Genomic DNA, 21,309 nt, shown 5'->3' with positions numbered 1-21,309 from the left:
TCTTCCTCCGTGGTTCATATTCCGCGACACAAACACATAGCGCACAGGAATGAAAAGAGTGGCATTGATTTTCCTGCCCCCGTCAGGCAGTTGGGGAAGCTGAACACAGGAAGGGACGCCCATGACTCGCATCGACGCAAAATTCGCCGCGCTGAAGGCTGAGAACCGTAAGGCTTTTGTAGCCTACGTAATGGCGGGCGATCCGAACGAGGCGAAATCGCTGGAAATCGTTAAGGCGCTTCCCGGCGCTGGCGTGGACATCATCGAACTGGGCCTGCCCTTTACCGATCCGATGGCCGACGGCCCGACCATTCAGTTGGCCGGTCAGCGCGCGCTGGACCAGCACATGACGCTGGACAAGACGCTGGGAATTGCACGTGCCTTCCGTGAAGAAGATGACACGACCCCGATTGTTCTGATGGGCTACTACAACCCGATCTACAGCCGTGGCGTAGACAAGTTTCTGGTGCAGGCGAAAGAGGCTGGCATCGACGGTCTGATCATCGTCGATCTGCCGCCCGAAGAAGACGAAGAGCTGTGCATTCCGGCACAAAAGGCCGGTCTGAACTTTATCCGTCTGGCCACCCCGACCACAGATGATCAACGTCTGCCAAAGGTTCTGCAGAACACCTCCGGTTTTGTCTACTACGTGTCGATCACCGGTATCACCGGTGCGGCTGAGGCTTCGGGCGCTGATGTGGCCCCCGAAGTGGCACGCATCAAATCCCAGACAGACCTGCCGATCATTGTAGGCTTTGGCGTGAAAACACCTGAAAAGGCCGAAGAAATCGCCGCCATCGCGGATGGCACGGTTGTCGGTTCTGCCATCGTAAACAAGATCGCAGAAGGCCAGTCGGTCGAAGATATCGCGGCTTACGTCAAAACGCTGGCGGATGGTGCGCACCGCGCCTAAGGGCTGCGACCGACCTGATCCATGCTTTTTCTTGCCCCAAAGGGTGAATCGCCCTACTTGGCGCGTTCAACCTTTCGGATTCTCATAGGCAGGGCACCGGAATGATCCAGACGCCGTATTACCTTATCGACAAGTCGCGGCTGCTTCCCAACATGGAAAAGATCGCGTGGCTGCGTGAGCAGTCGGGCGCCAAAGCGCTTTTGGCTTTGAAATGTTTTGCCACATGGTCGGTCTTCGACATGATGAGCGAATATATGGACGGCACCACTTCGTCGTCGCTGTTCGAGGTCAAACTGGGCCGCGAAAAGTTTCCCGGTGAAACGCACGCTTATTCTGTCGCATGGGCCGATCACGAGATCGAAGAAACGCTCGCGCACTCGGACAAGATCATCTTCAACACGGCCAACCAGTTGCGCCGGTTCGAAGAGGTATCGCGCAGCCACACCCGTGGCCTGCGTGTGAACCCCGGTGTGTCCACGTCCGAATTCGATCTGGCCGATCCCGCCCGCCCGTTTTCGCGCTTGGGCGAACACGCGCCCGAAGATATCGAACCCGTGCTTGATCTGGTCAGCGGCTTTATGTTCCACAACAACTGTGAGAACGATGATTTCGACCGGTTCGACGCAATGCTGGGTTCAATCGAGCAGCGCTTTGGTCATCTGATCCGGCAGATGAAATGGATCAGCCTTGGTGGTGGCATCCATTTCACCGGCGAAGGATACCCAATCGACAAGCTGGCCGAACGCCTGAAACGCTTTGCGGGCGAAAACGAGGTGCAGGTTTATCTCGAACCCGGCGAGGCCGCGATCACCAAATCGACCACGCTGGAAGTCACGGTTCTGGACACGCTGCATAACGGCAAAAACCTTGCGATCGTGGACAGTTCCATCGAAGCGCATATGCTGGATTTGCTGATTTACCGCGAAAGCGCCAAGATGGTCCCCAACGAAGGACCGGAAGAATGGATGATCTGCGGCAAGTCCTGTCTGGCCGGTGATATCTTTGGCGAATTCCGTTTTCCGGAACCAATCAAGGCCGGTGACCGTTTGTCCATGCAAGACGCTGCTGGTTACACAATGGTCAAAAAGAACTGGTTTAACGGCGTGAAGATGCCCGCTATCGCGATCCGTGAACTGGACGGCACCGAACGTCTGGTCCGTGATTTCGGGTATGAGGATTTCTCGGCAGCCCTGTCGTGAATGCGCGCGTCCCGCACTGGGCGCAATTGGGAAACCTGACACCAAAGGGGGTCTTGAGAGTTGAAACAGAACGTTCTCATCATCGGCGCAGGTGGCGTCGCTCAGGTCGTGGCGCATAAATGTGCGCAAAACAACGATGTGCTTGGGGATATCCATATCGCCAGCCGGACGCTTGATAAATGTGAAGCGATCCTTGAGTCGGTCCGCGAAAAAGGCGCGATGAAGCAAGAGGGCGTTCTTGAAGCGCATGAGGTCAACGCGCTGGACGTTCCGGCCTTGGTCGCGCTGATCAACAAGACCGGCGTCCAGATCGTGATCAACGTGGGCACTGCTTTTGTGAACATGTCCGTCATGGATGCCTGCATCGAAACCGGTGCGGCCTACATCGACACAGCCATTCACGAAGAACCCGACAAGATTTGCGAAACACCGCCGTGGTATGCCAACTACGAATGGAAGAAACGCGATCTGTGCGCTGAAAAAGGCGTAACAGCGATCCTTGGCGCGGGCTTTGACCCGGGCGTGGTAAACGCCTTCGCGCGTTTCGCGATTGATGAGTATATGGACGAGGTCAAATCCATCGACATCATCGACATCAACGCGGGCAACCACGGGAAATACTTTGCCACCAACTTCGACCCCGAGATCAACTTCCGCGAATTCACTGGCACGGTCTATTCGTGGCAGGAAGGCGAGTGGAAAGAAAACAAGATGTTCGAGGTCGGTCAGGTCTGGGATCTGCCCGTTGTCGGCCCGTCGCAATCCTATATGTCCGGCCATGACGAAGTGCATTCGCTGGCAACGAACTACCCCCACGCGGATGTCCGTTTCTGGATGGGTTTCGGCGATCACTACATCAACGTCTTCACGGTTCTGAAGTCGCTGGGACTGTTGTCCGAACAGCCCGTGACCACAGCCGAGGGCCTAGAGGTCGTGCCGCTGAAAGTGGTCAAAGCCGTTCTGCCCGACCCCGCCAGCCTTGCGCCGAACTACACCGGCAAAACCTGCATCGGCGATCTGGTCAAAGGCATCAAGGACGGCAAGGAAACCGAGGTCTTCGTCTACAACGTGGCGGACCACAAAGAGGCCTATAACGAGGTCGGCTCGCAGGGTATTTCCTACACCGCTGGCGTTCCGCCCGTGGCTGCAGCGATGCTGGTCGCGACAGGTGAATGGGATGCCAAGACGATGAAAAACGTCGAAGAGCTGGACCCGAAACCGTTCTTCACCATCCTCGACAAAATCGGTCTGCCGACCCGCGTTCAGGTTGGTGGCATCGGCGGCGAAGACAAAGCCTGGAACGAATAAGCCTACCGGCTGCCCCGCACAGGGGCAGCCACACGCTTTACGCGTGACGACGCCCCACGACTCAGCTAGACAGTGATCGCTTAGTCGGAGGGCCTATTATGCCCAACAGCAAAACTCATATCGTGATTATCGGCGGTGGTGCCGCAGGTCTGGGATTGGCCCGCAAACTTGCCCGCAACAAAGACCACATTGTCACCTTGGTCGACCGCAACCGCACACATTTCTGGAAACCATTGTTACACGAAGTCGCCGCAGGCGCGCTTGATCCGAACCTTGAAGAGGTCGGCTACGGTGGCCACGCCGCGCGCTGGGGATACCGTTTCTACCAAGGCGAGTTAGACCGGATCGACCGCGCCGCGCAGACCATCACGACACGTCCCCTGCTGGATGATGAGGGCGAGGTTATTCTGGACGCCCAGACGCTGGACTACGATTACCTCGTGCTGGCCTTCGGCGGCGTGTCCAACGATTTCGGCACACCCGGCGTCCGCGAACATGCCCTGTTTCTGGAACACCGTGCGCAGGCCGATGAGTTCCGCAAAAAGCTGTTGAACGAATGCCTGCGTGTGAATGACCGTCGTCAGCGTGGCGAAACCGACGCGACCGTCGACATCGCCATCGTGGGCGGCGGCGCGACGGGGGTTGAGCTGTCGGCGGAACTGGAACAATCCGCCCGTGCCCTGCGGTCTTACGGCCTGACCAACTTTGACGCCGACGCCCTGCGCCTGCATCTGATTGAGGCTGGCCCCCGCCTGCTGCCTGCGCTGGATGAAAAGCTGGTGCAAAAGGTCAGTGATGAACTGACCGATCTGGGTGTGAAGCTTCACACCGGAACCCGCGTCACCGAGGTGCGCAAGGATGGTGTAGAAACTGCCAATGACGGGTTTATCCCCGCCCGCATGGTGCTTTGGGCCGCTGGAGTCAGGGGTGAACCGGATGTGCCGTCACTGTCCGATCTGGAGCTTTCCAATCTGGATAAGTTCGTGACCGAACCCACCCTGCAAACCGTAACGGACCCGAAGATATTTGCCATCGGCGACTGCGCCCATTGTGTTCTGCCTGGTGAACAGCGCCCTGTACCACCCCGCGCGCAGTCGGCGCATCAGATGGCTGACCATGTTGCCCGCGCGATCACCGCGCTTGAGGCAGGCAAACCCGCCCCGCAGTTCGAATACAAAGACCACGGATCGCTTGTGTCGCTATCGCACTTTGCCACGGTGGGCAGCCTGATGGGCAATCTGGTTGGCGGCAAACTGGCGATTGAGGGGCGCGTCGCGCGGCTGGCCTATCAGTCGCTTTACCGGATGCACATCCTACAGGTGCACGGGCCTTTCCGTGGCACAGTCCAGATCATCACGTCATTTTTCAGCCGCGCTTTCAAACCGCGCCTGAAATTGCACTGAAACCTGTTCGGTATACCAACTACTGGTTATTGCACTGCGCCGGTCCTGCGGCTACGCCTAACCCGTCGAAGGGATGGGAGAGACCGATGGCCGTAATCACAAATATCGAAGACCTGCGCCGCATGTATCAGGCGCGCGTTCCCAAGATGTTTTACGACTATGCCGAAAGCGGCAGTTGGACCGAACAGACCTTCCGCGAAAACACCTCGGACTTTGACGAGATCTACCTGCGCCAACGCGTAGCTGTGGACATGGACAACCGGTCGACCAAAAGCCAGTTGATCGGTCAGGATGTATCGATGCCTGTGGCCTTGGCCCCCGTCGGACTGACCGGCATGCAGCACTTTGACGGTGAAATCAAAGCGGCCCAAGCGGCGGCAGATTTCGGCGTACCCTACTGCCTATCCACCATGTCGATCTGTTCGATCGAGGATGTGGCAGAAAACACCTCGGCCCCGTTTTGGATGCAGGTCTACACGCTGAAAGACGACGACTTCATGCAGCGTCTGTTCGACCGCGCGAAGGATGCAAAATGTTCGGCGGCGGTGATCACCGTTGACCTTCAGCTTTTGGGCCAGCGTCACAAAGACCTGAAAAACGGCCTGTCCGCTCCGCCCAAACTGACGCCGAAATCCGTCGCCAACATGATGACCAAGGTCCGCTGGGGTCTGGGCATGTTGCAAACCAAACGTCGCTTCTTTGGCAACATCGTGGGCCATGCCAGCGGTGTGACCGATCCGTCTTCGCTGTCGTCGTGGACCGCGCAGGCGTTTGACCAGTCGCTGGACTGGGATCGTATCCGCGAGTTCCGCAAAATGTGGGACGGCCCGCTGATTATAAAAGGCATCATCGACCCGCGCGACGCGCTGGAGGCCTGCAATGTGGGCGCGGATGCAATCGTTGTGTCGAACCACGGTGGCCGCCAACTGGACGGCGCAATTTCGTCGATCAAGGCGCTGGAACCGATCATGGACGCCGTTGGCGACAAGATCGAAGTGCATCTCGACAGCGGCATCCGCTCGGGTCAGGACGTGCTGAAGGCTCTTGCCATGGGTGCGAAAGGCACATGGATTGGTCGCGCCTATGTCTATGGTCTGGGCGCGATGGGCCAGGAAGGCGTGACCAAAGCGCTTGAGATCATCCACAAGGAACTGGACACATCCATGGCGCTGTGTGGCCGCCGCGATGTGACCAAGGTCGACCGCGATATCCTGTACGTCCCCAAGGGCTTTTCCGACGGCTGGGACGCTTGATCAATCTTCGCGCGCTGGGTCCGCTCAGCGCGCGTTTCGTGCCGTCAACGGCATCAGAACCACCGGCACGATGACCATCAACACGGCGATGACGGTGAAAGACGCGGACAGTCCCGCAGCCTCGGACACGAAACCCATAATGGGCGGTCCCATAAAGAACCCCGCATAGCCGATCACCGACAGACGCGAGATGCCGTAGGCGCGCTGTCTGGCAGGCAGATGCTTACCAACCCACGCGAATGACATCGGCACAGTCACCGACAGACCGGTCCCCAGCAACGCAAAGCCGATATAGGCCAATGCCAGACTGGGCGCATAGGCCGCGATAATGGCCCCTACGGCTGCTACCGCCGCTCCCCATGTGATGACCACGCGCTCAGACATGTGCTGCGCCACGACCTGACCGGACAAACGCCCGATCCCCATGGTCAGCCCCAACAACGCAGGACCCAACGCGCTTTGCGCGGGGCTCGCGTTATGCGCACGTTCCAGATGCAGCGCCGACCAGCCCTCGGTCGCTTGTTCGGACAGGAAAGCCAGCAGAACGATCACGCCTGCAGGCACGATCAAGGCCCATGGCAGGGTCGTGTCGGAATGCTCTTCGTCCGCGACGGGTTTCGGCACAGGGCTGAAGGCGATCAAGACGGCAAAAACAAAGGTCAGGACCGACACGCAGGCCAGAACGCCGAACGGCCCCCACCCTGCGCTGCGGGCCAGCCCCGTGACAACGGCGGACAGCGCGTATGCCATGGAATAAAGCCCATGGTTCAGGTTCATCAAAGACCGACCGCTTTCGGCCTCGAACGCCGATACGCGGGCGTTCATCACCACGTCCATCGTGCCCATCGCCACCGCGACAAGGATCATGCCCGCCGCCAGCGTGACGCCGTTCCAGCCCACCCCCGGCAAGACCGCGAATAACGCCACAAAAGCCGTGACAACAGGCAGCGCCATGCGCCCCAAACGCATATCCGCCCAAGGGGCCAGCCACATCGACAACATCGCCCCAAGCGACGAAATCAGCATGACCACACCGAAATGCCCGTCGGACAATCCGGCATTGCCCTTGATGTCAGGCACCAAGGCTGCGAAAGCGCCCCAGAAGAGGCCCATCGCGATGAAAGCGGCAGCTGGTCCGCGGCTGATATGCAGATCGTTTATCATGAATCCGACGTGCCACGGGGAAACTTCCCCGTCCAGTGGGTGAATCTTCTTGCCAATCGGGGGAATCCAGTCTATCGCGCGGGCTTCATGCGGGGTGACAGCCTTGGAGGCACCCTGCCCTATGATATGGAGAATACATCATGGCTGGAGAAATTCCTGATCTTCACGCCCAGGAACGTACGGGGACAGGCAAGGGCGCCGCTCGTCAAGCACGTCGCGACGGCTTGGTTCCTGGCATCGTTTTTGGTGGTGACGCGGACCCGCTTCCGATCAACATCCCCTTCAACGCCCTGCTGAAACGCCTGAAGGCCGGTCGCTTTAAGTCGACCCTGTTCAACCTCAAGGTTGACGGCCACGAAGACGTGCGCGTGATCTGCCGTGACGTTCAGCGTCACATCGTAAAAGATCTGCCGACACACGTTGATTTCATGCGTCTGCGCCGCACAACAAAAATCAACCTGTACATCCCGGTTGAGTTTGTTGGCGAAGAAACATCGCCCGGCATCAAGCGCGGCGGCGTTCTGACTGTTGTTCGCCCCGAGATCGAACTGGTTGTTACAGCCGGCGACATCCCCGAGAAGATCGAAGTAGACGTCTCTGGCATGGCCATCGGCGACACACTGACAATCTCTCAGGTGACACTGCCTGAAGGCGCAAAGCCGACAATCGACCGTGACTTTGTTATCTGCAACGTTTCCGCACCGTCCGGTCTGGTTTCCGCAGAAAACGAAGCCGAAGGCGAAGAAGAGGTTGCAGCAGAAGAATAATCTTCTGTCGCACGACTTACAGAAAAGCCCCGCTGATCCAGCGGGGCTTTTTCTTTTGGGGGCGTCCGAATGCGGTGTCATCCCCTGTCGGGGGAAGGAAAGCTTTGGGTCAGCTTAGAGCTCATATCCCGATTGAACAGCGCGGTCAGCGCGTTGGACAGGGGCTGTGACCGTTCAAGGATTTTATAAAGGCGTTTACGATCCCATTCGATGAACCGCGCCCCTTGACCCAGATCAACGGTGGCGGTGGCCTCGCTCGCTTTGCCTTGAATGAACGAAATCTCGCCGATGAAAACGTTCGACTGCATTTTGATCCGTTGATTGTCGCGCTCCAGAAATACAGGCCCCTCCAGCACGTAATACAGCGACGTTGGCACGGCGCCCTGAGACACCAGCTGTTCGGGCTGATCGACTTTCCTGACCTGCCCTGCGCGCATCACCTTGCGGAACTGGCCGGGCGTCATGGTGGGGAAATGCGCAAACAGCGCCTTACGCTCTGCCGTCATGCCCAACGTCGTCCGCTCGACCAGAATACGGATTAAGGTCACCAAATTCGCGGCCCCGATCATTAGGCTGGCAAAGATCGCATCCCAAAGCGGCGTGTCACCGACGGTGAAGTAATAGAGGATGTAAAAGGCTGTTCCGAACAGCAGCAGAACACGCAGCCAAAGCCCGTCGCGCACCAGCAGGCCCGCCACGTAAAAGACCAACGCGGCACGCGCAAACAGGGCCGGATCAATGGCGAGTAAAGATGACATACACTCAAGCCAGCATCACAAAGACAAGATAGACGATGCCCAGCATGGTGAGCTGGTGAAGAAACTGATCGAACCCGAGCTGTACCCAGAAAATATGGTCATGTGGTTTGGCATTCCCCTGAAACCGGACCTTGGCCCAGTCGATATGGTAGTGAACGATGGCATCCCCCGCCCCGAACGCCAAAGCGATAGGAACAGGTGCGAAAAACAAAAGCGCGATGGTTGTCCCGATCCCGTGCAACACGGCATGTAAAACCCCGCCAATAGCCCCGTACTGGCCTTTCGCGCCAAGCATGGCGGGCGTTTGGAAGCAGAAGTCAGCCAGAAAATGTTTCAGCTGCAACAGCAAGAGACACAAGATAATCGCCATCAGAAACCGTCAACTCTTAAAAATGTCACGTGCGATTTCGAAGCGGAAAAGGGTCGAAACACGCGGATCAATAGGTTGGTCAAATTAGCCCCTCTTCCCCTGAACATCTTGATCTAACCCCTTATTCCCCGCGCCTGTCGAGGTTTAAGTTTCGATCGAGCCGTTCAGGCCAAATGTTTGCAGCCTGAGAATCCTAGAATGTCACCACCCGAAACTCTGTGCGGTTACTCACGTCTATGGGTTGTATTTTGAAACGCGATACTTCAGCCAAAATGATTGACATCTAGCCAATAAGTTGTGTCCACTTTCGTTGCATCCGGCCTTTTCAGGCACCACCAAAGGGAACACACGCCATGACAGATGTTGCACGACCACAGACGGCGACTGTTGGCTGGATGGGATTTGCCACAGGGGCCTGCGCGCTTGTTCTGACGATAGCAATCTTCTGGGCCGGCCCCTTTGCACCCCAGCAAAGCGTGGATGTCAGATTGGGCGAACTGGCCGCTGATATCGCCAAGGCCGCCGCGCGATCGGTGGCCGGACAGCCCCAACCGGCACCGGTGGCACCGGAAAAGAACATCGACGACTACTTGCAGGTTCTGGTTGGTGTGCTTGCCGCGGTTGCGTTCATACTTGGCATCGCATCCTTCATGCGCCGTGAACGGGGACAGGTTGCCTTTTCGGGCATTGCCCTTGGCGGGCTGGCCATCGGGTTCCAGCTGTTCACATGGACGATCATGGTGATCGCAGGCGTTGTGATCATTTTCGGAATCATGGCATCGCTCAGCGAAACCTTTGGCGACATTTTTGGCGGGCTCTTCGGCGGCTAGACCGCCAGAGCCATCGGCCACACTTTCCGCGTTGATCGCACGAGCGATCAAAAAAGATTTGCCATATCCCCCTGTCCTTTGCTAAGCGCTCGACCATGACGATGATGATGACAACAATTATGGCGACTAAGACCACCGCTCCGGCGGGGGCTGTTGTCATGTTGTCTACCATCTGAGACTGACAAACAGACAGCCCCGCCGGAAGCGGACGGGGCTCTGATGATCAGCGTTCCCGTCCTCTCCGACAAAACCAGAGAGAAGACCAATGAACGCACATGTATCCCTGAATTCCGAGGACTCTGATCCCTACCAAGACAATGCGCTGGTTGTGGCCGTGGTCGGCGCAACTGGCGCTGTGGGCCGCGAACTGATCCGCTGCCTTGAAAACCGCAAGCTGCCCGTCGGCGAACTGCGCCTGCTGGCTTCGGCCCGCTCTGCTGGCCAACTGATGTCCTTCCGCGACACATCCCTTCCGGTCGAAGAACTGACCGAAGACAGTTTCAACGGCTGCGACATCGTCTTTTTTTCGGCCGGTGCGACCCTGTCGCGCAAATATGCGCCGCTGGCCGTGCGCGCGGGCGCTGTCGTGATCGACAATTCCTCGGCCTACCGCATGGATTCCACCGTGCCGCTGGTCGTGCCCGAAGCCAACGCCAACGCCCTTGCGCCCCACGCGGGCATCATTGCGAACCCCAACTGTGTGGCGGCCATCGCAACTGTGGCCCTTGCCCCTCTGGCCCAGTGCTGGACTGTGTCCCGCCTGAACATGGTGACATACCAATCCGCCTCGGGCGCAGGTGCCGCCGCGATGGAAGAACTCCGCGCCGCCACTCAGGCGCATCTGGCAAACGAACCCTTTGAGCAAAAGGTTCTGCCCCACCCCTATGCCTTCAACCTGTTCAGCCACAACGCTGAGATCGATGAAGAAACCGGCTATAACGGCGAGGAACTGAAGGTCATCGCCGAAACACGCCGCATCCTGCATATGCCGAAACTGCCCATCGGCGTGACCTGCGTGCGCGTGCCGGTGCTGCGCGCCCATTCCATCGCCCTGTCGATCCGCTTTGACGGCTATGTCAGCCCTGAACAGGTCCGCGCCTGTCTGGCAGATGCGCCGGGCGTCCGTCTGGTGGATGACGCCGCCAAGAACTATTTCCCGATGCCCAGCGACGCAACTGGCATTGACGAAGTTCTGGTCGGCCGCATCCGCACCGATCTGGGCGATCCGTCGGGCAGCACAATCGCGATGTTCCTGTCCGGCGATCAGTTGCTAAAGGGCGCGGCCCTGAACGCGGTACAGATCGCTGAAACACTGATCTCGGCCAACGCGGCCTGATCACACGGGATCTGTCTGTTGCGCCAAGCGGGGGATGTGCGCCCCGCTTGGTTGCGCATACCCCGCCTTGCGCCTATTTCTGGTGCGCAACCATGGAGGGCTGCGATGAAACTGTTTGTCGGTCTGGGAAATCCGGGACGAGAGTACGCTGGAAACCGTCATAATATCGGCTTCATGGCGCTTGATCGCATTGCCGAAGACCACGGCTTTGGCCCGTGGAAATCCAAGTTTCAGGGTGAGCTGACCGAGGGCCGTCTGGGCTCTGACAAGGTTCTGCTTCTGAAGCCAATGACATTCATGAACCGCTCGGGCCAGTCGGTTGGCGAAGCGATGCGATTTTACAAAATCGATCCCGCTGACGTCTGTGTTTTCCACGACGAACTTGACCTCGCGCCCGGGCGCTTGAAGGTCAAAATGGGTGGCGGACACGCGGGCCACAATGGTCTGCGTTCCATTCACGGACATATCGGCGAAGGCTACCAACGCGTACGTCTGGGCATCGGCCATCCGGGCCGCAAGGAATTGGTTGCGGGCTATGTGCTGCACGATTTTGCCAAGGCCGAACAGGACTGGCTGGATGACATGATGCGCGGCATTTCCGATGGTGCGGCGGATCTGGCCGATGGCGATGCTGGCGGTTTTATGAACAAAGTCGCACTGCGGACGGCTCCTCCGCGTTCTTCCACCACGCCCAAGAAAAAGCCTGATCCGAAGCCTGTCTCGGCCCCCGAACCCGCTCCTGAACCCGTCGAAGACACACGCAGTCCGCTGCAAAAATTGGCGGATAAATTCAGATGACAGTGCTCGACGTCTTTCGCGCTCAGGCCACCGCCTGCACCGCTTTGGGTTCGCCCTTTACAGCACGTCTGATGACGCTGTGCGCCGAACATCTGACCACCGATACCCCTGTTGGGGCGCATGTCCTGAACTGGAAAGGCGATCCCTCCATTCAGGCGGATTCCGTGCCGCTGCGACTGGCGGGTGCGTTGCACCGGCTGGTTCTGCGCGGCGATCCTGATCTTTCGCCCCATTGGCCGCCGCACGAAACGGACGATGCGGCGCTGTGGGCAATCGTTGAAACCGCGCTGACCGACAAGGCAGACCAGATCATTCCTCTGCTCGCCTCTGCCCCGCAAACCAACGAAGTCCGCCGGTCTGCGGTAATCATCCCCGCATTGCACCTGATTGCCGCGTGGGCGGGCAAACCGCTGTCGATCATGGAACTGGGCGCAAGCGCTGGCCTGAACCTGCTGAACGACCAGTTCGCCGTGGACACCGGCACCGTCCGGTATGGCCCGCAAAACCCGCTGTTCACCCTGACACCCGAGTGGACAGGCGACCATCCCCCCCCCGCCAGTGTCGATATCGCAGCACGGCGCGGCGTCGATCTGACGCCCATCTCGGCCGAAAAGCCCGAGGACTGCGAGCGGCTGATGTCCTACATCTGGCCCGATCAGGAAGACCGCAAAACCCGCACGCAAGCCGCCCTAGAGGCCGCACGTCGCAGTGGCCTGACACCGGATGCAGGCGATGCGGGCGATTGGCTGACTGATGCCCTGCCCCGCACCGATCCCGACCATATGGCAGTGATCTATCATACCGTCGCGTGGCAGTATTTCCCCGAGGCGACCAAGGCCACCGCCATGAAAGCAATGAACGCATTTGGCGCAGACCGCCCCCTTGCCCGCATTTCCATGGAAAACGACGGTCAGGGCAAAGGTGCGCTGGTGACACTGACACTTTGGCCAGAAGCGCGCGAAATCGTATTGGGCCGCGCAGATTTTCACGGAAGATGGGTGGACTGGACCGGCCCGACGCGCTTGGATTGAAATATGGAAAAAGACGCTTCACTGAATGTTTTCGGCCAAGACCTGAAGTCTTGCTCTGATGATCCCCTGACAGGTTTCTACCGTGACGGCCATTGCAACACCTGCATGGCTGATCAAGGCAGCCATACCGTCTGTGCGATCATGACAGCAGAGTTTCTGGCCTTTTCGAAATACGTCGGCAACGATCTGTCGACCCCGCGACCCGAGTTCAATTTCCCCGGCCTGAACGCGGGGGATCAGTGGTGCCTGTGTGCGGGCCGTTTTCTGCAAGCCCATGACGAAGGTTGCGCCCCACGCGTGAACCTTGAGGCCACGCACCAGAAAGCACTGGAAATCGTGCCCTTCGAGATTCTCAAGAAATACGGATTAAACGGCTAACGTCAGGCCGCATCATCGGTGACGGTGGCTGGTGCCGTCGCCACCTGATCGTCCATCAGCGCATCGATGAACAGCGACAAAAGCTGTGGTCGGCCACTGACGCCCGCCTTGCGGTAGATGGCGTTCGTTTGCGCCTTGACCGTGCCCTCTGATGTCTGGCGCAGGGCGGCGATTTCGGTCGTGGACAGGCCTTTGATCGAAAACAGCGCAACGTCCCGTTCGGCAGGGGTCAAACCCCATTCGGTAAAGCGTTCGTTCAGCACATCCATGAATGCACCGGAAGCCAGACGCAGTGATGCCTCAGCCTTGTCCCGCGCCCGCGCGCTTCTACGCAGTAGGATAGCGGTCATCACAACCCCGAGGATCAGGCCCACTCCTGCGAGGATTTCGATGGTTTCGTACAGCGCCCAGGAAATCGGTTTCGAAGGAAATCCGACAAGCGACGATAGCATTTCCCACAAAAACACCGACGCACAGATCAGCTGAAGCGCCAGAAGCAGGGAAAAGATCAACCGCTCTTTCATATATTAAGTCCCGCCAGTCATGTTGCGGGATATGCGCGCCGGTCAATCATCATCGTCGTGATCATCTTCGTCATCGTCGTCTTCTTCATCGTCGTCGCTGTCGTCTTCGTCGTCGCTGTCGTCATCATCATCGTCGTCGTCACGATCATCATCGTCATCGTCGCGATCATCATCGTCGTCATCGTCATTCGACCCAGAGCCGCTGTTGGACGACGAACTTCCACTAGAGCTGCCAGATGACGAGTTGTATTTATCGTCATCATAATCATCGTCGTCGTTTTCGTCTTCGAAATAGTCCCGAAGGATCGCTCCGGTCTTCGGATTGAAAACGATTTCACGTTCACCAAAGGGCGACTCTGCATGTACCCGCACACGGCCAAGCCATGTGCGGGACACTTCGATCCGCGTGTATCCCTGATTGCGTAGGGTTTGGACAATCTGGTCTTGTGCCGATTGCGCCAACGCGGGAACGCCGGACAGCAGCGCACCAATCAGAACAAGAGTATGTAGATAACGCGGCACCATGGCTCAAACCTTTTCACAGGACGGGACGGGAATAAACCATGGTGGCACGAAGGTCATGAGTGTTGGACGAACCGACTGATCAGTCGTCGTCGTCCTCATCATCATCGTCGTCATCATCTTCATCATCGTCGTCGTCATCGTCGCTATCGTCATCATCATCGTCATCGTCGTCATCATCGTCGTCGTCGCTGTCGTGATCGTCATCGTGATCATCGTCATCATCGTCGTCGTCGTCATCATCATCGTCTTCATCGCGATCATCGTCATCCAGAAAATCTTCATCGCGTTGATCGATGCTGACGCCGGGGCTGATGTTTTCACCAGCCGAGCTTTCGACTTCCTGTTTCAGAATCTGGCCAGTCGCAGCATCATAGATGACTTCGATCTTCTGGCCGCCGCGAATTGCTTCGACCTTGATCTGTGTCGGGCCTGTTTTGATTTCGATGGCAGTGAAGCCTTGCGATTGCAGGTCTGTGACGATCTGGTCAGTCGCCGATTGCGCCAAGGCCATTTGCCCCAGCAATCCTGCAGCCAGTACCAGGCCCAGTGTCTGTGTCTTGCGCTTCATAGTGATCTCCTCTCATCAAAGCTGTGCCGTGTTAGATGATCGGTAAATTACAACTCAGGCTATCAACCCACGGTCTAGATCACCCTGCATAAACCGCAGGACTAGCGCCATAAACTTTGGTTTATCCAAAGAAAAACCCCGCCTTTTGGAAAAGCGGGGTTTCGCAAGCACAAGTAAAACAACGACTTAGTCGATTGTGCGGCCTTCTGTATCGCTCATATCGAACCCAAGCGCCTTGGCGACTGTAAAGATGTCTTTGTCGCCGCGACCACACATGTTCATTACGATAATATGGTCTTTCGGCAGATCCGGCGCGATTTTCGCGACGTGTGCCAGCGCGTGCGACGGCTCCAACGCGGGAATGATGCCTTCGGTTTCACAGCAGAGCTGGAACGCATCCAGCGCCTCGCGGTCGGTGATCGCCACGTATTGCGCACGACCGATGTCATGCAGCCATGCGTGCTCGGGACCGATGCCCGGATAATCCAGACCCGCCGAGATCGAGAAGCCTTCAAGGATCTGACCATCGTCATCCTGCAACAGGTAGGTGCGGTTGCCATGCAGAACGCCCGGACGCCCGCCTGTCAAAGATGCACAGTGCTCCATCTTTTCGTTCACGCCTTTACCACCGGCCTCAACACCGATGATGTTGACCGCCTTGTCGTCAAGGAACGGATAGAACAGACCCATCGCGTTCGACCCGCCACCAATCGCGGCGATGATCGTATCGGGCAGACGGCCCTCGGCCTCCATGATCTGTTCTGTAGCTTCCTTGCCGATGATCGACTGGAAATCACGCACCATCGCCGGATAGGGGTGCGGACCGGCGACTGTGCCGATGCAGTAGAACGTATCGCGGACGTTGGTCACCCAATCGCGCAGCGCGTCGTTCATTGCGTCTTTCAGCGTGCCACGGCCGGATGTGACCGGCACAACCTCGGCCCCGAGCAGACGCATGCGGAACACGTTCGGTGCCTGACGCTGAACGTCATGCGCCCCCATGTAGACGACGCATTTCAGACCGAACTTGGCGCAGACCGTTGCCGTCGCCACGCCGTGCTGACCGGCCCCTGTTTCCGCGATGATACGGGTCTTGCCCATACGGCGCGCCAGAATGATCTGGCCCAGCACGTTGTTGATCTTATGCGCGCCGGTGTGGTTCAGCTCGTCACGCTTGAGATAGATTTTCGCGCCGCCCAGACGCTCGGTCAGGCGTTCGGCGAAATAGAGCGGCGACGGGCGGCCAACGTAGTGCTTCCAGAGATAGTCCATCTCGTCCCAGAAGCTCTGGTCGGTCTTCGCATGCTCATACTGCTTTTCCAGTTCAAGGATCAGCGGCATCAGCGTTTCCGACACGAACCGGCCGCCGAACTGGCCGAAGCGGCCCTTTTCGTCAGGTCCGGTCATAAAGCTGTTGAAGAGATCATTCATAGCATAGTCGTCCATCGCAAAGTGTCGCCCCTGTCTACGCATCTGTGTCCGGGGTTTCCAGTGTCAAATCGAGGCATGCAGGAATACACGTTTTGCGCTTCCTTTCGCATAGAAGGGTACGGGTGTTCCCAGACCTCATTATTCGGGTTTTCAGCCAAACAGGTTGGATGCAAAGGTGATCCAGATCGCCGTTTCCGTCAGGAATTGAACAGCCCCCAGAACATCACCTGTCTGCCCGCCGATTTTCCGCTTGGCCTGAAAGGCGATCAACGCGGCAACCAAGGCGCACACAACCAATTGCACAGGCCAAACGACCAGCGCACCAACAGCCAAAACCACCACCACAACCCGTGCTGCGGTCGAACGGCCTGACGCAAGCTGCGCCATCCCGTCGTCGCGCGCCAGCGGCAAAGCCTCCTGCACCACGACCATCGCCGCGCGGCTTAGGACGGCTGCGAAAAGAAATTCCGACAGGTCCGGCGCAGCGGCGGCGACAGAGCCGACCCACAGAAGCGACACAAGGATCATCGCCAGCACGCCGTAGCTGCCCACGCGGCTGTCGCGCATGATTTCAAGCGCATGGGCCTCGTCGCGCCCGCCGCCTATGCCATCGGCGTAATCTGCCAGCCCGTCAAAATGCAAAGCACCCGTCGCCAGCGCCAGAACGGCCAAGGCCACGCCCGCAGACACCATCGGCGGAAGGCCCAAAGCGGTGGCCGCAGCATGGGCGGCCCATGTCAGGCCACCGATCAGAAGACCCACAAAGGGAAACGCCCAGCGCGCAGCAGACAGGTCAGGCGCATCGCCCATGATGCGACCGGCGGGAAGCCGTGTCAGCATCATCACCGCCAACTGCACTTCTGCAAGGCGTCCGCGCAGGCTCATCCGTCGGACACGCCTGCTTCAGCAAAAGTTGCCATGCCGTTGTGGCATTCAAGTGCAGACCGCAGAATGCCCAGCGCAACAGCCGCGCCCGAGCCTTCGCCCAGCGCCATGTCCAAAGACAGAACCGGCTGTTTGTTCAGTGCATCCAACAGACGTGCATGGCCGGGCTCGCGGCTGACGTGGCCAACAACACAGTGGTCCAGGAAACGCGGATCGGCGGCAAACAGGGGGGCTGTGGCAGCGGTACAGATGAACCCGTCCAAAATGACGGGAATACGCAGCGCGCGCGCCTGAAGAACGGCGCCACAAATGGCCGCCTGTTCGCGTCCGCCTACTGCAGATAACAGGGCAAGACCCGAGGCGTCTGAATTGACCGCGCAGGCACGGGTGATCGCGTCGACCTTGCGGTTCACGCCCGCATCGTCCGATCCCGTACCGCGCCCAACCCAGTCTTTCGAATCCCCCCCAAAGGCCGCCATCGCAAGGGCCGCAGCAATCGTCGAGTTGCCGATCCCCATTTCCCCCAGAACCAACACACTTGCATCACCATCAACGGCCTCGGCCCCACGGCGCATCGCGTCCAGTGTTTCAGCCTCGGTCATGGCCGCGCCTTGGGTGATGTCGTTGGTGGGCGTATCAAGATCGATCGCGATCACTGACAGATCCGCACCATTCGCGCGGCACAGCTGGTTGATCGCGGCACCACCATGTTCAAAGTTGGCCACCATCTGCGCAGTCACTTCCTGCGGGAACGGGTTAACCCCTTGGGCGCAAACGCCATGGTTGCCGGCAAAGACAACAGCCTGAGCGCGCTTGATCGACGGGCGATCTGTCTCCTGCCAACCGGCCATGAAAATCGCCAGTTCTTCCAGACGCCCCAATGCACCCATCGGTTTTGTCAGGCTGTTCTGACGCTCCGTCGCGGCATTGATCGCGCCGGCGTCAGCCGCAGGCAGGGTTTCAGCCAAAGCAGCAACAGCTTCAAGCGAGGTGATGTCAGAAAGGAGTGTCATTTGGTTTTACCCTCATTGGATGGCCCGCCACCGCAAGCCAAACTTCATCGCACGCCTCGGCCACGGCCTGATTCACGTAGCCAGCGGCATCGCGAAAGGCCCGCGCCAGTTTGTTCTCTGGCACGATCCCCAGCCCGACTTCGTTCGTCACGAAAACCACGGGCGCGCTTTGTGTTGTTAGTGTTTCGACCAGACGGCCGGTTTCGGCCTGCCAGTCAGCGTCATCAAGCATCAGGTTGGTCAGCCACAGGGTCAGGCAATCTACCAGCCTTGGCTGGTCACCGTCTGTGGACATCAAGGCGCCAGCCAGATCGGTGGGCGCATCGACCTCCGTCCACTCCGGACCGCGTCGCGCCTTATGGGCTGCCACGCGTGCTGCCATCTCGGTGTCACCATCATAAATGCGCGACGTTGCGATATAGATAGCCCGCCCACAGGGCTGTAGCGCCTTGCGTTCCGCCAGTTGGGATTTCCCCGACCGCGCGCCACCGGTTATCAGTATCGACTTTTTCATCATTCCGTGGGAAAGCACTTTCCAATGCAAAAATAAAGTCCGAAAGCCGACCTCTTGGGTACAAATGCGAACTCCAGCGCCGAGTTGATCCTGATCCGTCACGCGCCCGTCGCTGTTCCCGGTCGCCTGTTTGGCCGCACGGATGTGGACGCCAAAATCGATGCGGATGCAGTGGCTGCGGCAAAGGCCAAAATCGGCCCTGTTGCACGTGTCATCAGCAGCCCTGCCCTGCGCTGCCGCCAAACGGCAGAGGCTTTGTTTGACAGCTTTGAACAGGATCACCGCCTGTGGGAACAGGACTTTGGCGACCACGACGGCCTTCTGTTCGAAGAGCTTCCCGATCTGGGCGTCCTCAGCAGCGCCGATCTGGTCCGATACGCCGCCCCCCGTGGTGAAAGCTTTGAGCAAGTTTGCGATCGTGTGGCCCCTGCCTTGGCGGACCACAGCCGCGCGGCTTTGACGCACGGCAGCACGGCGTTGGTCGTCCACGCGGGCGTGATCCGCGCGGCCTTGGCCTTGGTGACAGGGCACGTTCCCGGCGGACTTGCGTTCGAGGTGGCGAACCTGTCGGTCACACGCCTGCGCTGCGGTCCCGACGGTCCGTTGTCCGCGATCGAGGTGAATGGCAGATGACAGCGGCCACCGTCACAGGACATTTCGGCGAATGGGTGCAGGGGCGTTTCGGCCCTGATGGACCGGTCGTCCTGATCACACTGCCCTGCCCCGACTTTCGCGTTACCGCACCGGGCGACGACACGACGGCGTTCAGCGCTGACGTGTTGTCACGTTTTGCGGCCCGCTTGGGGATCGACAATTTGCCAAAAGGCGTCACGCGGAACTTCCCGTTGGGCATCGGCGGCGGCGCGTCGACGGCTACCTTGGTGGCGCTGGCCCGCGCGGCGGGTTTCAGTGGGTCAGATGAAACACTGGCAGGCGCATGCATTGCCGCCGAACAGGCAAGTGACCCGTTGATGTTTGCAGACCCTGACCGACTGGTTTGGGCATCGCGGCAGGGGCGTGTCCTGCGCGAAGTTACCCGACCTCCGCCTGCGACCATCCTTGGCGGGTTGTGGGGGGCGCCGCAACGCACCGATGCCACGGACACCGATTTCGACGACGTCAGCGACCTGATCGATGACTGGCAGGTCGCCGCCGACAAAGGCGATCTGACGCGCCTTGCCGCCATCGCCACGTCTTCAGCACAACGCTGCACAATGCGCCGTGGTCCTACCGATCCGATGGCCGAACTGGCGCGCGACCTCGGGGCGCTTGGCATGGTACGGGCGCACACCGGATCGGCGCGTGGGCTTGTTTTTGCCCCCGACACTGTCCCACCCCATGGCGCCGCCGCGCTACGCGAGGCCGGCCTGACTGACATCCTTTGCTTTCAGACGGGTCGCGCATGAGTTTCGTGTTGATGATGCTGGGCGGAATGATCCTTGATCTGGCTTTCGGCTGGCCGGATAAGCTTTATGCGCGGATCGGGCACCCAGTGACGTGGATCGGCAAGGCCATTAGCATCTGCGAAACACGCCTGAACAACGGTTCTCGGAACGCCCGCATCTTGGCCGGCGCGGTGACCGTTCTGGTCGTTGTCGCCTTGGCTGCGGTCCCGATGATCGTGGTTCAAGCGGCCCTTCCCGACAGCTGGGTCGGGACGCTGATCGGCGCGGTTCTGGCTTGGCCGATGATCGCACTGCGGTCCATGCGCGATCATTACCAAGCCGTCGCCACGGCCTTGGCCGCCAACGATCTGCCCGCCGCGCGCTACGCTGTCAGCATGATCGTCGGGCGCAATCCATCGCAACTGGATGCACCCGCCGTTGCGCGCGCTGCGACAGAAAGCCTTGCTGAGAACACATCAGACGGGATCGTTGCGCCGCTGTTTTGGGGGGCGCTGCTGGGGCTTCCGGGCATCTATGCGTACAAAGCGATCAACACGATGGATTCGATGATCGGCCACAGGTCTGACCGATACGAAGCCTTTGGTAAGGTCGCTGCGCGGGTTGATGATGTGGTCAACCTGATCCCCGCGCGCCTGACCGGTCTGGCCTTTGCCTGTGCCTCCAGCCGCCCGTTGGTTGCCCTGAAATCAATGCTCCGCGATGCGCCGAACCACCGTTCGCCCAACGCTGGCTGGCCCGAGAGCGCAATGGCCGCTGCGTTGAACGTCAGACTATCCGGCCCACGGGTTTATGACGGCCATACAGCCAACGAACCTTGGCTGAACGAAGGGGCACCTGACCCCGATGCGCAGGCGATGAGCAAGGCTGTGTCACTCTATCACCGCGCCCTAGTTCTTTGCGGGCTTGCTTTGGCCGGGCTGGCGATGCTTTAAGGC

At 59.0% G+C, this 21,309-nt stretch carries 24 protein-coding genes; 14 read left to right on the top strand and 10 right to left on the bottom strand.

Annotated elements, in window-relative coordinates; translation table 11 throughout:
• Positions 1-121: 121 nt before the first annotated feature.
• The 5 genes from trpA to AC4FIA_RS07235 all read left to right on the top strand — a co-directional run bounded on the left by trpA (position 122) and on the right by AC4FIA_RS07235 (position 6,076).
• Positions 122-913, top strand: a complete 792-nt coding sequence (trpA, locus tag AC4FIA_RS07255; protein WP_490365291.1) for a tryptophan synthase subunit alpha — start codon at positions 122-124, stop codon at positions 911-913.
• A 104-nt stretch (positions 914-1,017) separates the two neighbouring features.
• Positions 1,018-2,112, top strand: coding sequence for a carboxynorspermidine decarboxylase (locus AC4FIA_RS07250; protein WP_490365425.1), 1,095 nt, complete (start codon positions 1,018-1,020; stop codon positions 2,110-2,112).
• Between the two features lie 60 nt (positions 2,113-2,172).
• A complete protein-coding gene (locus AC4FIA_RS07245) occupies positions 2,173-3,420 on the top strand; it encodes a saccharopine dehydrogenase family protein (protein ID WP_490365290.1) in 1,248 nt (415 codons plus the stop codon).
• A gap of 98 nt (positions 3,421-3,518) precedes the next feature.
• On the top strand, positions 3,519-4,823 hold the full coding sequence (locus AC4FIA_RS07240) for an NAD(P)/FAD-dependent oxidoreductase (protein WP_490365289.1): 1,305 nt from the start codon (positions 3,519-3,521) through the stop codon (positions 4,821-4,823).
• 86 nt (positions 4,824-4,909) lie between these two features.
• On the top strand, positions 4,910-6,076 hold the full coding sequence (locus AC4FIA_RS07235; RefSeq protein WP_490365288.1) for an alpha-hydroxy acid oxidase: 1,167 nt from the start codon (positions 4,910-4,912) through the stop codon (positions 6,074-6,076).
• 24 nt (positions 6,077-6,100) lie between these two features.
• On the opposite strand, the gene AC4FIA_RS07230 is transcribed toward AC4FIA_RS07235, so the two are convergent.
• Positions 6,101-7,240, bottom strand: a complete 1,140-nt coding sequence (locus AC4FIA_RS07230) for an MFS transporter (RefSeq protein WP_490365287.1) — start codon at positions 7,238-7,240, stop codon at positions 6,101-6,103.
• A 140-nt stretch (positions 7,241-7,380) separates the two neighbouring features.
• Here AC4FIA_RS07230 and AC4FIA_RS07225 point away from each other — a divergent pair, with 140 nt between their 5' ends.
• The gene (locus AC4FIA_RS07225; protein WP_490365286.1) at positions 7,381-8,007 is read left to right on the top strand and encodes a 50S ribosomal protein L25/general stress protein Ctc; all 627 of its coding nucleotides are present in this window, start codon (positions 7,381-7,383) and stop codon (positions 8,005-8,007) included.
• A 77-nt stretch (positions 8,008-8,084) separates the two neighbouring features.
• On the opposite strand, the gene AC4FIA_RS07220 is transcribed toward AC4FIA_RS07225, so the two are convergent.
• Both AC4FIA_RS07220 and AC4FIA_RS07215 read right to left on the bottom strand, forming a co-directional pair.
• Entirely contained in the window at positions 8,085-8,765 is a 681-nt protein-coding gene (locus tag AC4FIA_RS07220) for a cyclic nucleotide-binding domain-containing protein (RefSeq protein ID WP_490365285.1), read from the bottom strand.
• A 4-nt stretch (positions 8,766-8,769) separates the two neighbouring features.
• Positions 8,770-9,135, bottom strand: a complete 366-nt coding sequence (locus AC4FIA_RS07215) for a DUF3307 domain-containing protein (RefSeq protein ID WP_490365284.1) — start codon at positions 9,133-9,135, stop codon at positions 8,770-8,772.
• 353 nt (positions 9,136-9,488) lie between these two features.
• Between AC4FIA_RS07215 and AC4FIA_RS07210 the strand changes: the two genes are divergently transcribed.
• The 5 genes from AC4FIA_RS07210 (at position 9,489) to AC4FIA_RS07190 (ending at position 13,508) form a co-directional block, all read left to right on the top strand.
• Complete coding sequence (locus AC4FIA_RS07210) at positions 9,489-9,965, top strand: hypothetical protein (protein ID WP_490365283.1); 477 nt, start codon at positions 9,489-9,491, stop codon at positions 9,963-9,965.
• A gap of 265 nt (positions 9,966-10,230) precedes the next feature.
• Complete coding sequence (locus AC4FIA_RS07205; protein ID WP_490365282.1) at positions 10,231-11,301, top strand: aspartate-semialdehyde dehydrogenase; 1,071 nt, start codon at positions 10,231-10,233, stop codon at positions 11,299-11,301.
• Positions 11,302-11,406: 105 nt separating this feature from the next.
• Positions 11,407-12,099 (top strand): aminoacyl-tRNA hydrolase, encoded by a 693-nt coding sequence (gene pth, locus AC4FIA_RS07200; RefSeq protein ID WP_490365281.1) that lies wholly within the window; start codon positions 11,407-11,409, stop codon positions 12,097-12,099.
• A complete protein-coding gene (locus AC4FIA_RS07195) occupies positions 12,096-13,130 on the top strand; it encodes a DUF2332 domain-containing protein (protein WP_490365280.1) in 1,035 nt (344 codons plus the stop codon). The genes pth and AC4FIA_RS07195 overlap by 4 nt, the downstream gene beginning before the upstream one ends.
• A gap of 3 nt (positions 13,131-13,133) precedes the next feature.
• Complete coding sequence (locus AC4FIA_RS07190) at positions 13,134-13,508, top strand: DUF2237 family protein (RefSeq protein ID WP_103911116.1); 375 nt, start codon at positions 13,134-13,136, stop codon at positions 13,506-13,508.
• Positions 13,509-13,510: 2 nt separating this feature from the next.
• Here the strand turns inward: AC4FIA_RS07190 and AC4FIA_RS07185 are convergent, their stop codons facing one another.
• The 7 genes from AC4FIA_RS07185 to cobU all read right to left on the bottom strand — a co-directional run bounded on the left by AC4FIA_RS07185 (position 13,511) and on the right by cobU (position 18,968).
• Positions 13,511-14,032 (bottom strand): helix-turn-helix transcriptional regulator, encoded by a 522-nt coding sequence (locus AC4FIA_RS07185; protein WP_490365279.1) that lies wholly within the window; start codon positions 14,030-14,032, stop codon positions 13,511-13,513.
• A gap of 42 nt (positions 14,033-14,074) precedes the next feature.
• On the bottom strand, positions 14,075-14,557 hold the full coding sequence (locus AC4FIA_RS07180) for a hypothetical protein (RefSeq protein ID WP_490365278.1): 483 nt from the start codon (positions 14,555-14,557) through the stop codon (positions 14,075-14,077).
• A gap of 79 nt (positions 14,558-14,636) precedes the next feature.
• A complete protein-coding gene (locus tag AC4FIA_RS07175) occupies positions 14,637-15,125 on the bottom strand; it encodes a PepSY domain-containing protein (protein ID WP_490365277.1) in 489 nt (162 codons plus the stop codon).
• 186 nt (positions 15,126-15,311) lie between these two features.
• Entirely contained in the window at positions 15,312-16,556 is a 1,245-nt protein-coding gene (trpB, locus tag AC4FIA_RS07170; protein ID WP_490365276.1) for a tryptophan synthase subunit beta, read from the bottom strand.
• A 150-nt stretch (positions 16,557-16,706) separates the two neighbouring features.
• Positions 16,707-17,441, bottom strand: coding sequence for an adenosylcobinamide-GDP ribazoletransferase (cobS, locus tag AC4FIA_RS07165; RefSeq protein ID WP_490365275.1), 735 nt, complete (start codon positions 17,439-17,441; stop codon positions 16,707-16,709).
• A complete protein-coding gene (cobT, locus tag AC4FIA_RS07160) occupies positions 17,438-18,454 on the bottom strand; it encodes a nicotinate-nucleotide--dimethylbenzimidazole phosphoribosyltransferase (protein ID WP_490365274.1) in 1,017 nt (338 codons plus the stop codon). The genes cobS and cobT overlap by 4 nt, the downstream gene beginning before the upstream one ends.
• Positions 18,438-18,968 (bottom strand): bifunctional adenosylcobinamide kinase/adenosylcobinamide-phosphate guanylyltransferase, encoded by a 531-nt coding sequence (gene cobU / locus AC4FIA_RS07155; protein WP_490365273.1) that lies wholly within the window; start codon positions 18,966-18,968, stop codon positions 18,438-18,440. The genes cobT and cobU overlap by 17 nt, the downstream gene beginning before the upstream one ends.
• Positions 18,969-19,022: 54 nt before the next feature.
• On the opposite strand from cobU, the gene AC4FIA_RS07150 reads away from it, so the two are divergent.
• From AC4FIA_RS07150 to cbiB, 3 genes are read left to right on the top strand one after another with little or no spacing between them, the layout of a single operon-like run.
• Positions 19,023-19,601 carry a histidine phosphatase family protein gene (locus AC4FIA_RS07150; protein WP_490365272.1) on the top strand — a complete coding sequence of 193 codons (579 nt, stop codon included), beginning with the start codon at positions 19,023-19,025 and terminating at the stop codon, positions 19,599-19,601.
• Entirely contained in the window at positions 19,598-20,374 is a 777-nt protein-coding gene (locus AC4FIA_RS07145; RefSeq protein WP_490365271.1) for a propanediol utilization protein, read from the top strand. The genes AC4FIA_RS07150 and AC4FIA_RS07145 overlap by 4 nt, the downstream gene beginning before the upstream one ends.
• Positions 20,371-21,306, top strand: a complete 936-nt coding sequence (cbiB, locus tag AC4FIA_RS07140) for an adenosylcobinamide-phosphate synthase CbiB (protein WP_490365270.1) — start codon at positions 20,371-20,373, stop codon at positions 21,304-21,306. The genes AC4FIA_RS07145 and cbiB overlap by 4 nt, the downstream gene beginning before the upstream one ends.
• Positions 21,307-21,309 lie beyond the last annotated feature (3 nt).

Source organism: Thalassococcus sp. (assembly GCF_982780845.1).
This window is presented reverse-complemented; position numbering and strand designations above follow the sequence as displayed.

Bases quoted from the DNA above. Each gene is read 5' to 3' on its own strand.
- trpA (WP_490365291.1), top strand. From the start codon at position 122: ATGACTCGCATCGACGCAAAATTCGCCGCGCTGAAGGCTGAGAACCGT.
- AC4FIA_RS07240 (WP_490365289.1), top strand. From the start codon at position 3,519: ATGCCCAACAGCAAAACTCATATCGTGATTATCGGCGGTGGTGCCGCA.
- AC4FIA_RS07235 (WP_490365288.1), top strand. From the start codon at position 4,910: ATGGCCGTAATCACAAATATCGAAGACCTGCGCCGCATGTATCAGGCG.
- AC4FIA_RS07230 (WP_490365287.1), bottom strand. From the start codon at position 7,240: ATGATAAACGATCTGCATATCAGCCGCGGACCAGCTGCCGCTTTCATC.
- AC4FIA_RS07225 (WP_490365286.1), top strand. From the start codon at position 7,381: ATGGCTGGAGAAATTCCTGATCTTCACGCCCAGGAACGTACGGGGACA.
- AC4FIA_RS07220 (WP_490365285.1), bottom strand. From the start codon at position 8,765: ATGTCATCTTTACTCGCCATTGATCCGGCCCTGTTTGCGCGTGCCGCG.
- AC4FIA_RS07215 (WP_490365284.1), bottom strand. From the start codon at position 9,135: ATGGCGATTATCTTGTGTCTCTTGCTGTTGCAGCTGAAACATTTTCTG.
- AC4FIA_RS07210 (WP_490365283.1), top strand. From the start codon at position 9,489: ATGACAGATGTTGCACGACCACAGACGGCGACTGTTGGCTGGATGGGA.
- AC4FIA_RS07205 (WP_490365282.1), top strand. From the start codon at position 10,231: ATGAACGCACATGTATCCCTGAATTCCGAGGACTCTGATCCCTACCAA.
- pth (WP_490365281.1), top strand. From the start codon at position 11,407: ATGAAACTGTTTGTCGGTCTGGGAAATCCGGGACGAGAGTACGCTGGA.
- AC4FIA_RS07195 (WP_490365280.1), top strand. From the start codon at position 12,096: ATGACAGTGCTCGACGTCTTTCGCGCTCAGGCCACCGCCTGCACCGCT.
- AC4FIA_RS07190 (WP_103911116.1), top strand. From the start codon at position 13,134: ATGGAAAAAGACGCTTCACTGAATGTTTTCGGCCAAGACCTGAAGTCT.
- AC4FIA_RS07185 (WP_490365279.1), bottom strand. From the start codon at position 14,032: ATGAAAGAGCGGTTGATCTTTTCCCTGCTTCTGGCGCTTCAGCTGATC.
- AC4FIA_RS07180 (WP_490365278.1), bottom strand. From the start codon at position 14,557: ATGGTGCCGCGTTATCTACATACTCTTGTTCTGATTGGTGCGCTGCTG.
- AC4FIA_RS07175 (WP_490365277.1), bottom strand. From the start codon at position 15,125: ATGAAGCGCAAGACACAGACACTGGGCCTGGTACTGGCTGCAGGATTG.
- trpB (WP_490365276.1), bottom strand. From the start codon at position 16,556: ATGAATGATCTCTTCAACAGCTTTATGACCGGACCTGACGAAAAGGGC.
- cobS (WP_490365275.1), bottom strand. From the start codon at position 17,441: ATGAGCCTGCGCGGACGCCTTGCAGAAGTGCAGTTGGCGGTGATGATG.
- cobT (WP_490365274.1), bottom strand. From the start codon at position 18,454: ATGACACTCCTTTCTGACATCACCTCGCTTGAAGCTGTTGCTGCTTTG.
- cobU (WP_490365273.1), bottom strand. From the start codon at position 18,968: ATGAAAAAGTCGATACTGATAACCGGTGGCGCGCGGTCGGGGAAATCC.
- AC4FIA_RS07145 (WP_490365271.1), top strand. From the start codon at position 19,598: ATGACAGCGGCCACCGTCACAGGACATTTCGGCGAATGGGTGCAGGGG.
- cbiB (WP_490365270.1), top strand. From the start codon at position 20,371: ATGAGTTTCGTGTTGATGATGCTGGGCGGAATGATCCTTGATCTGGCT.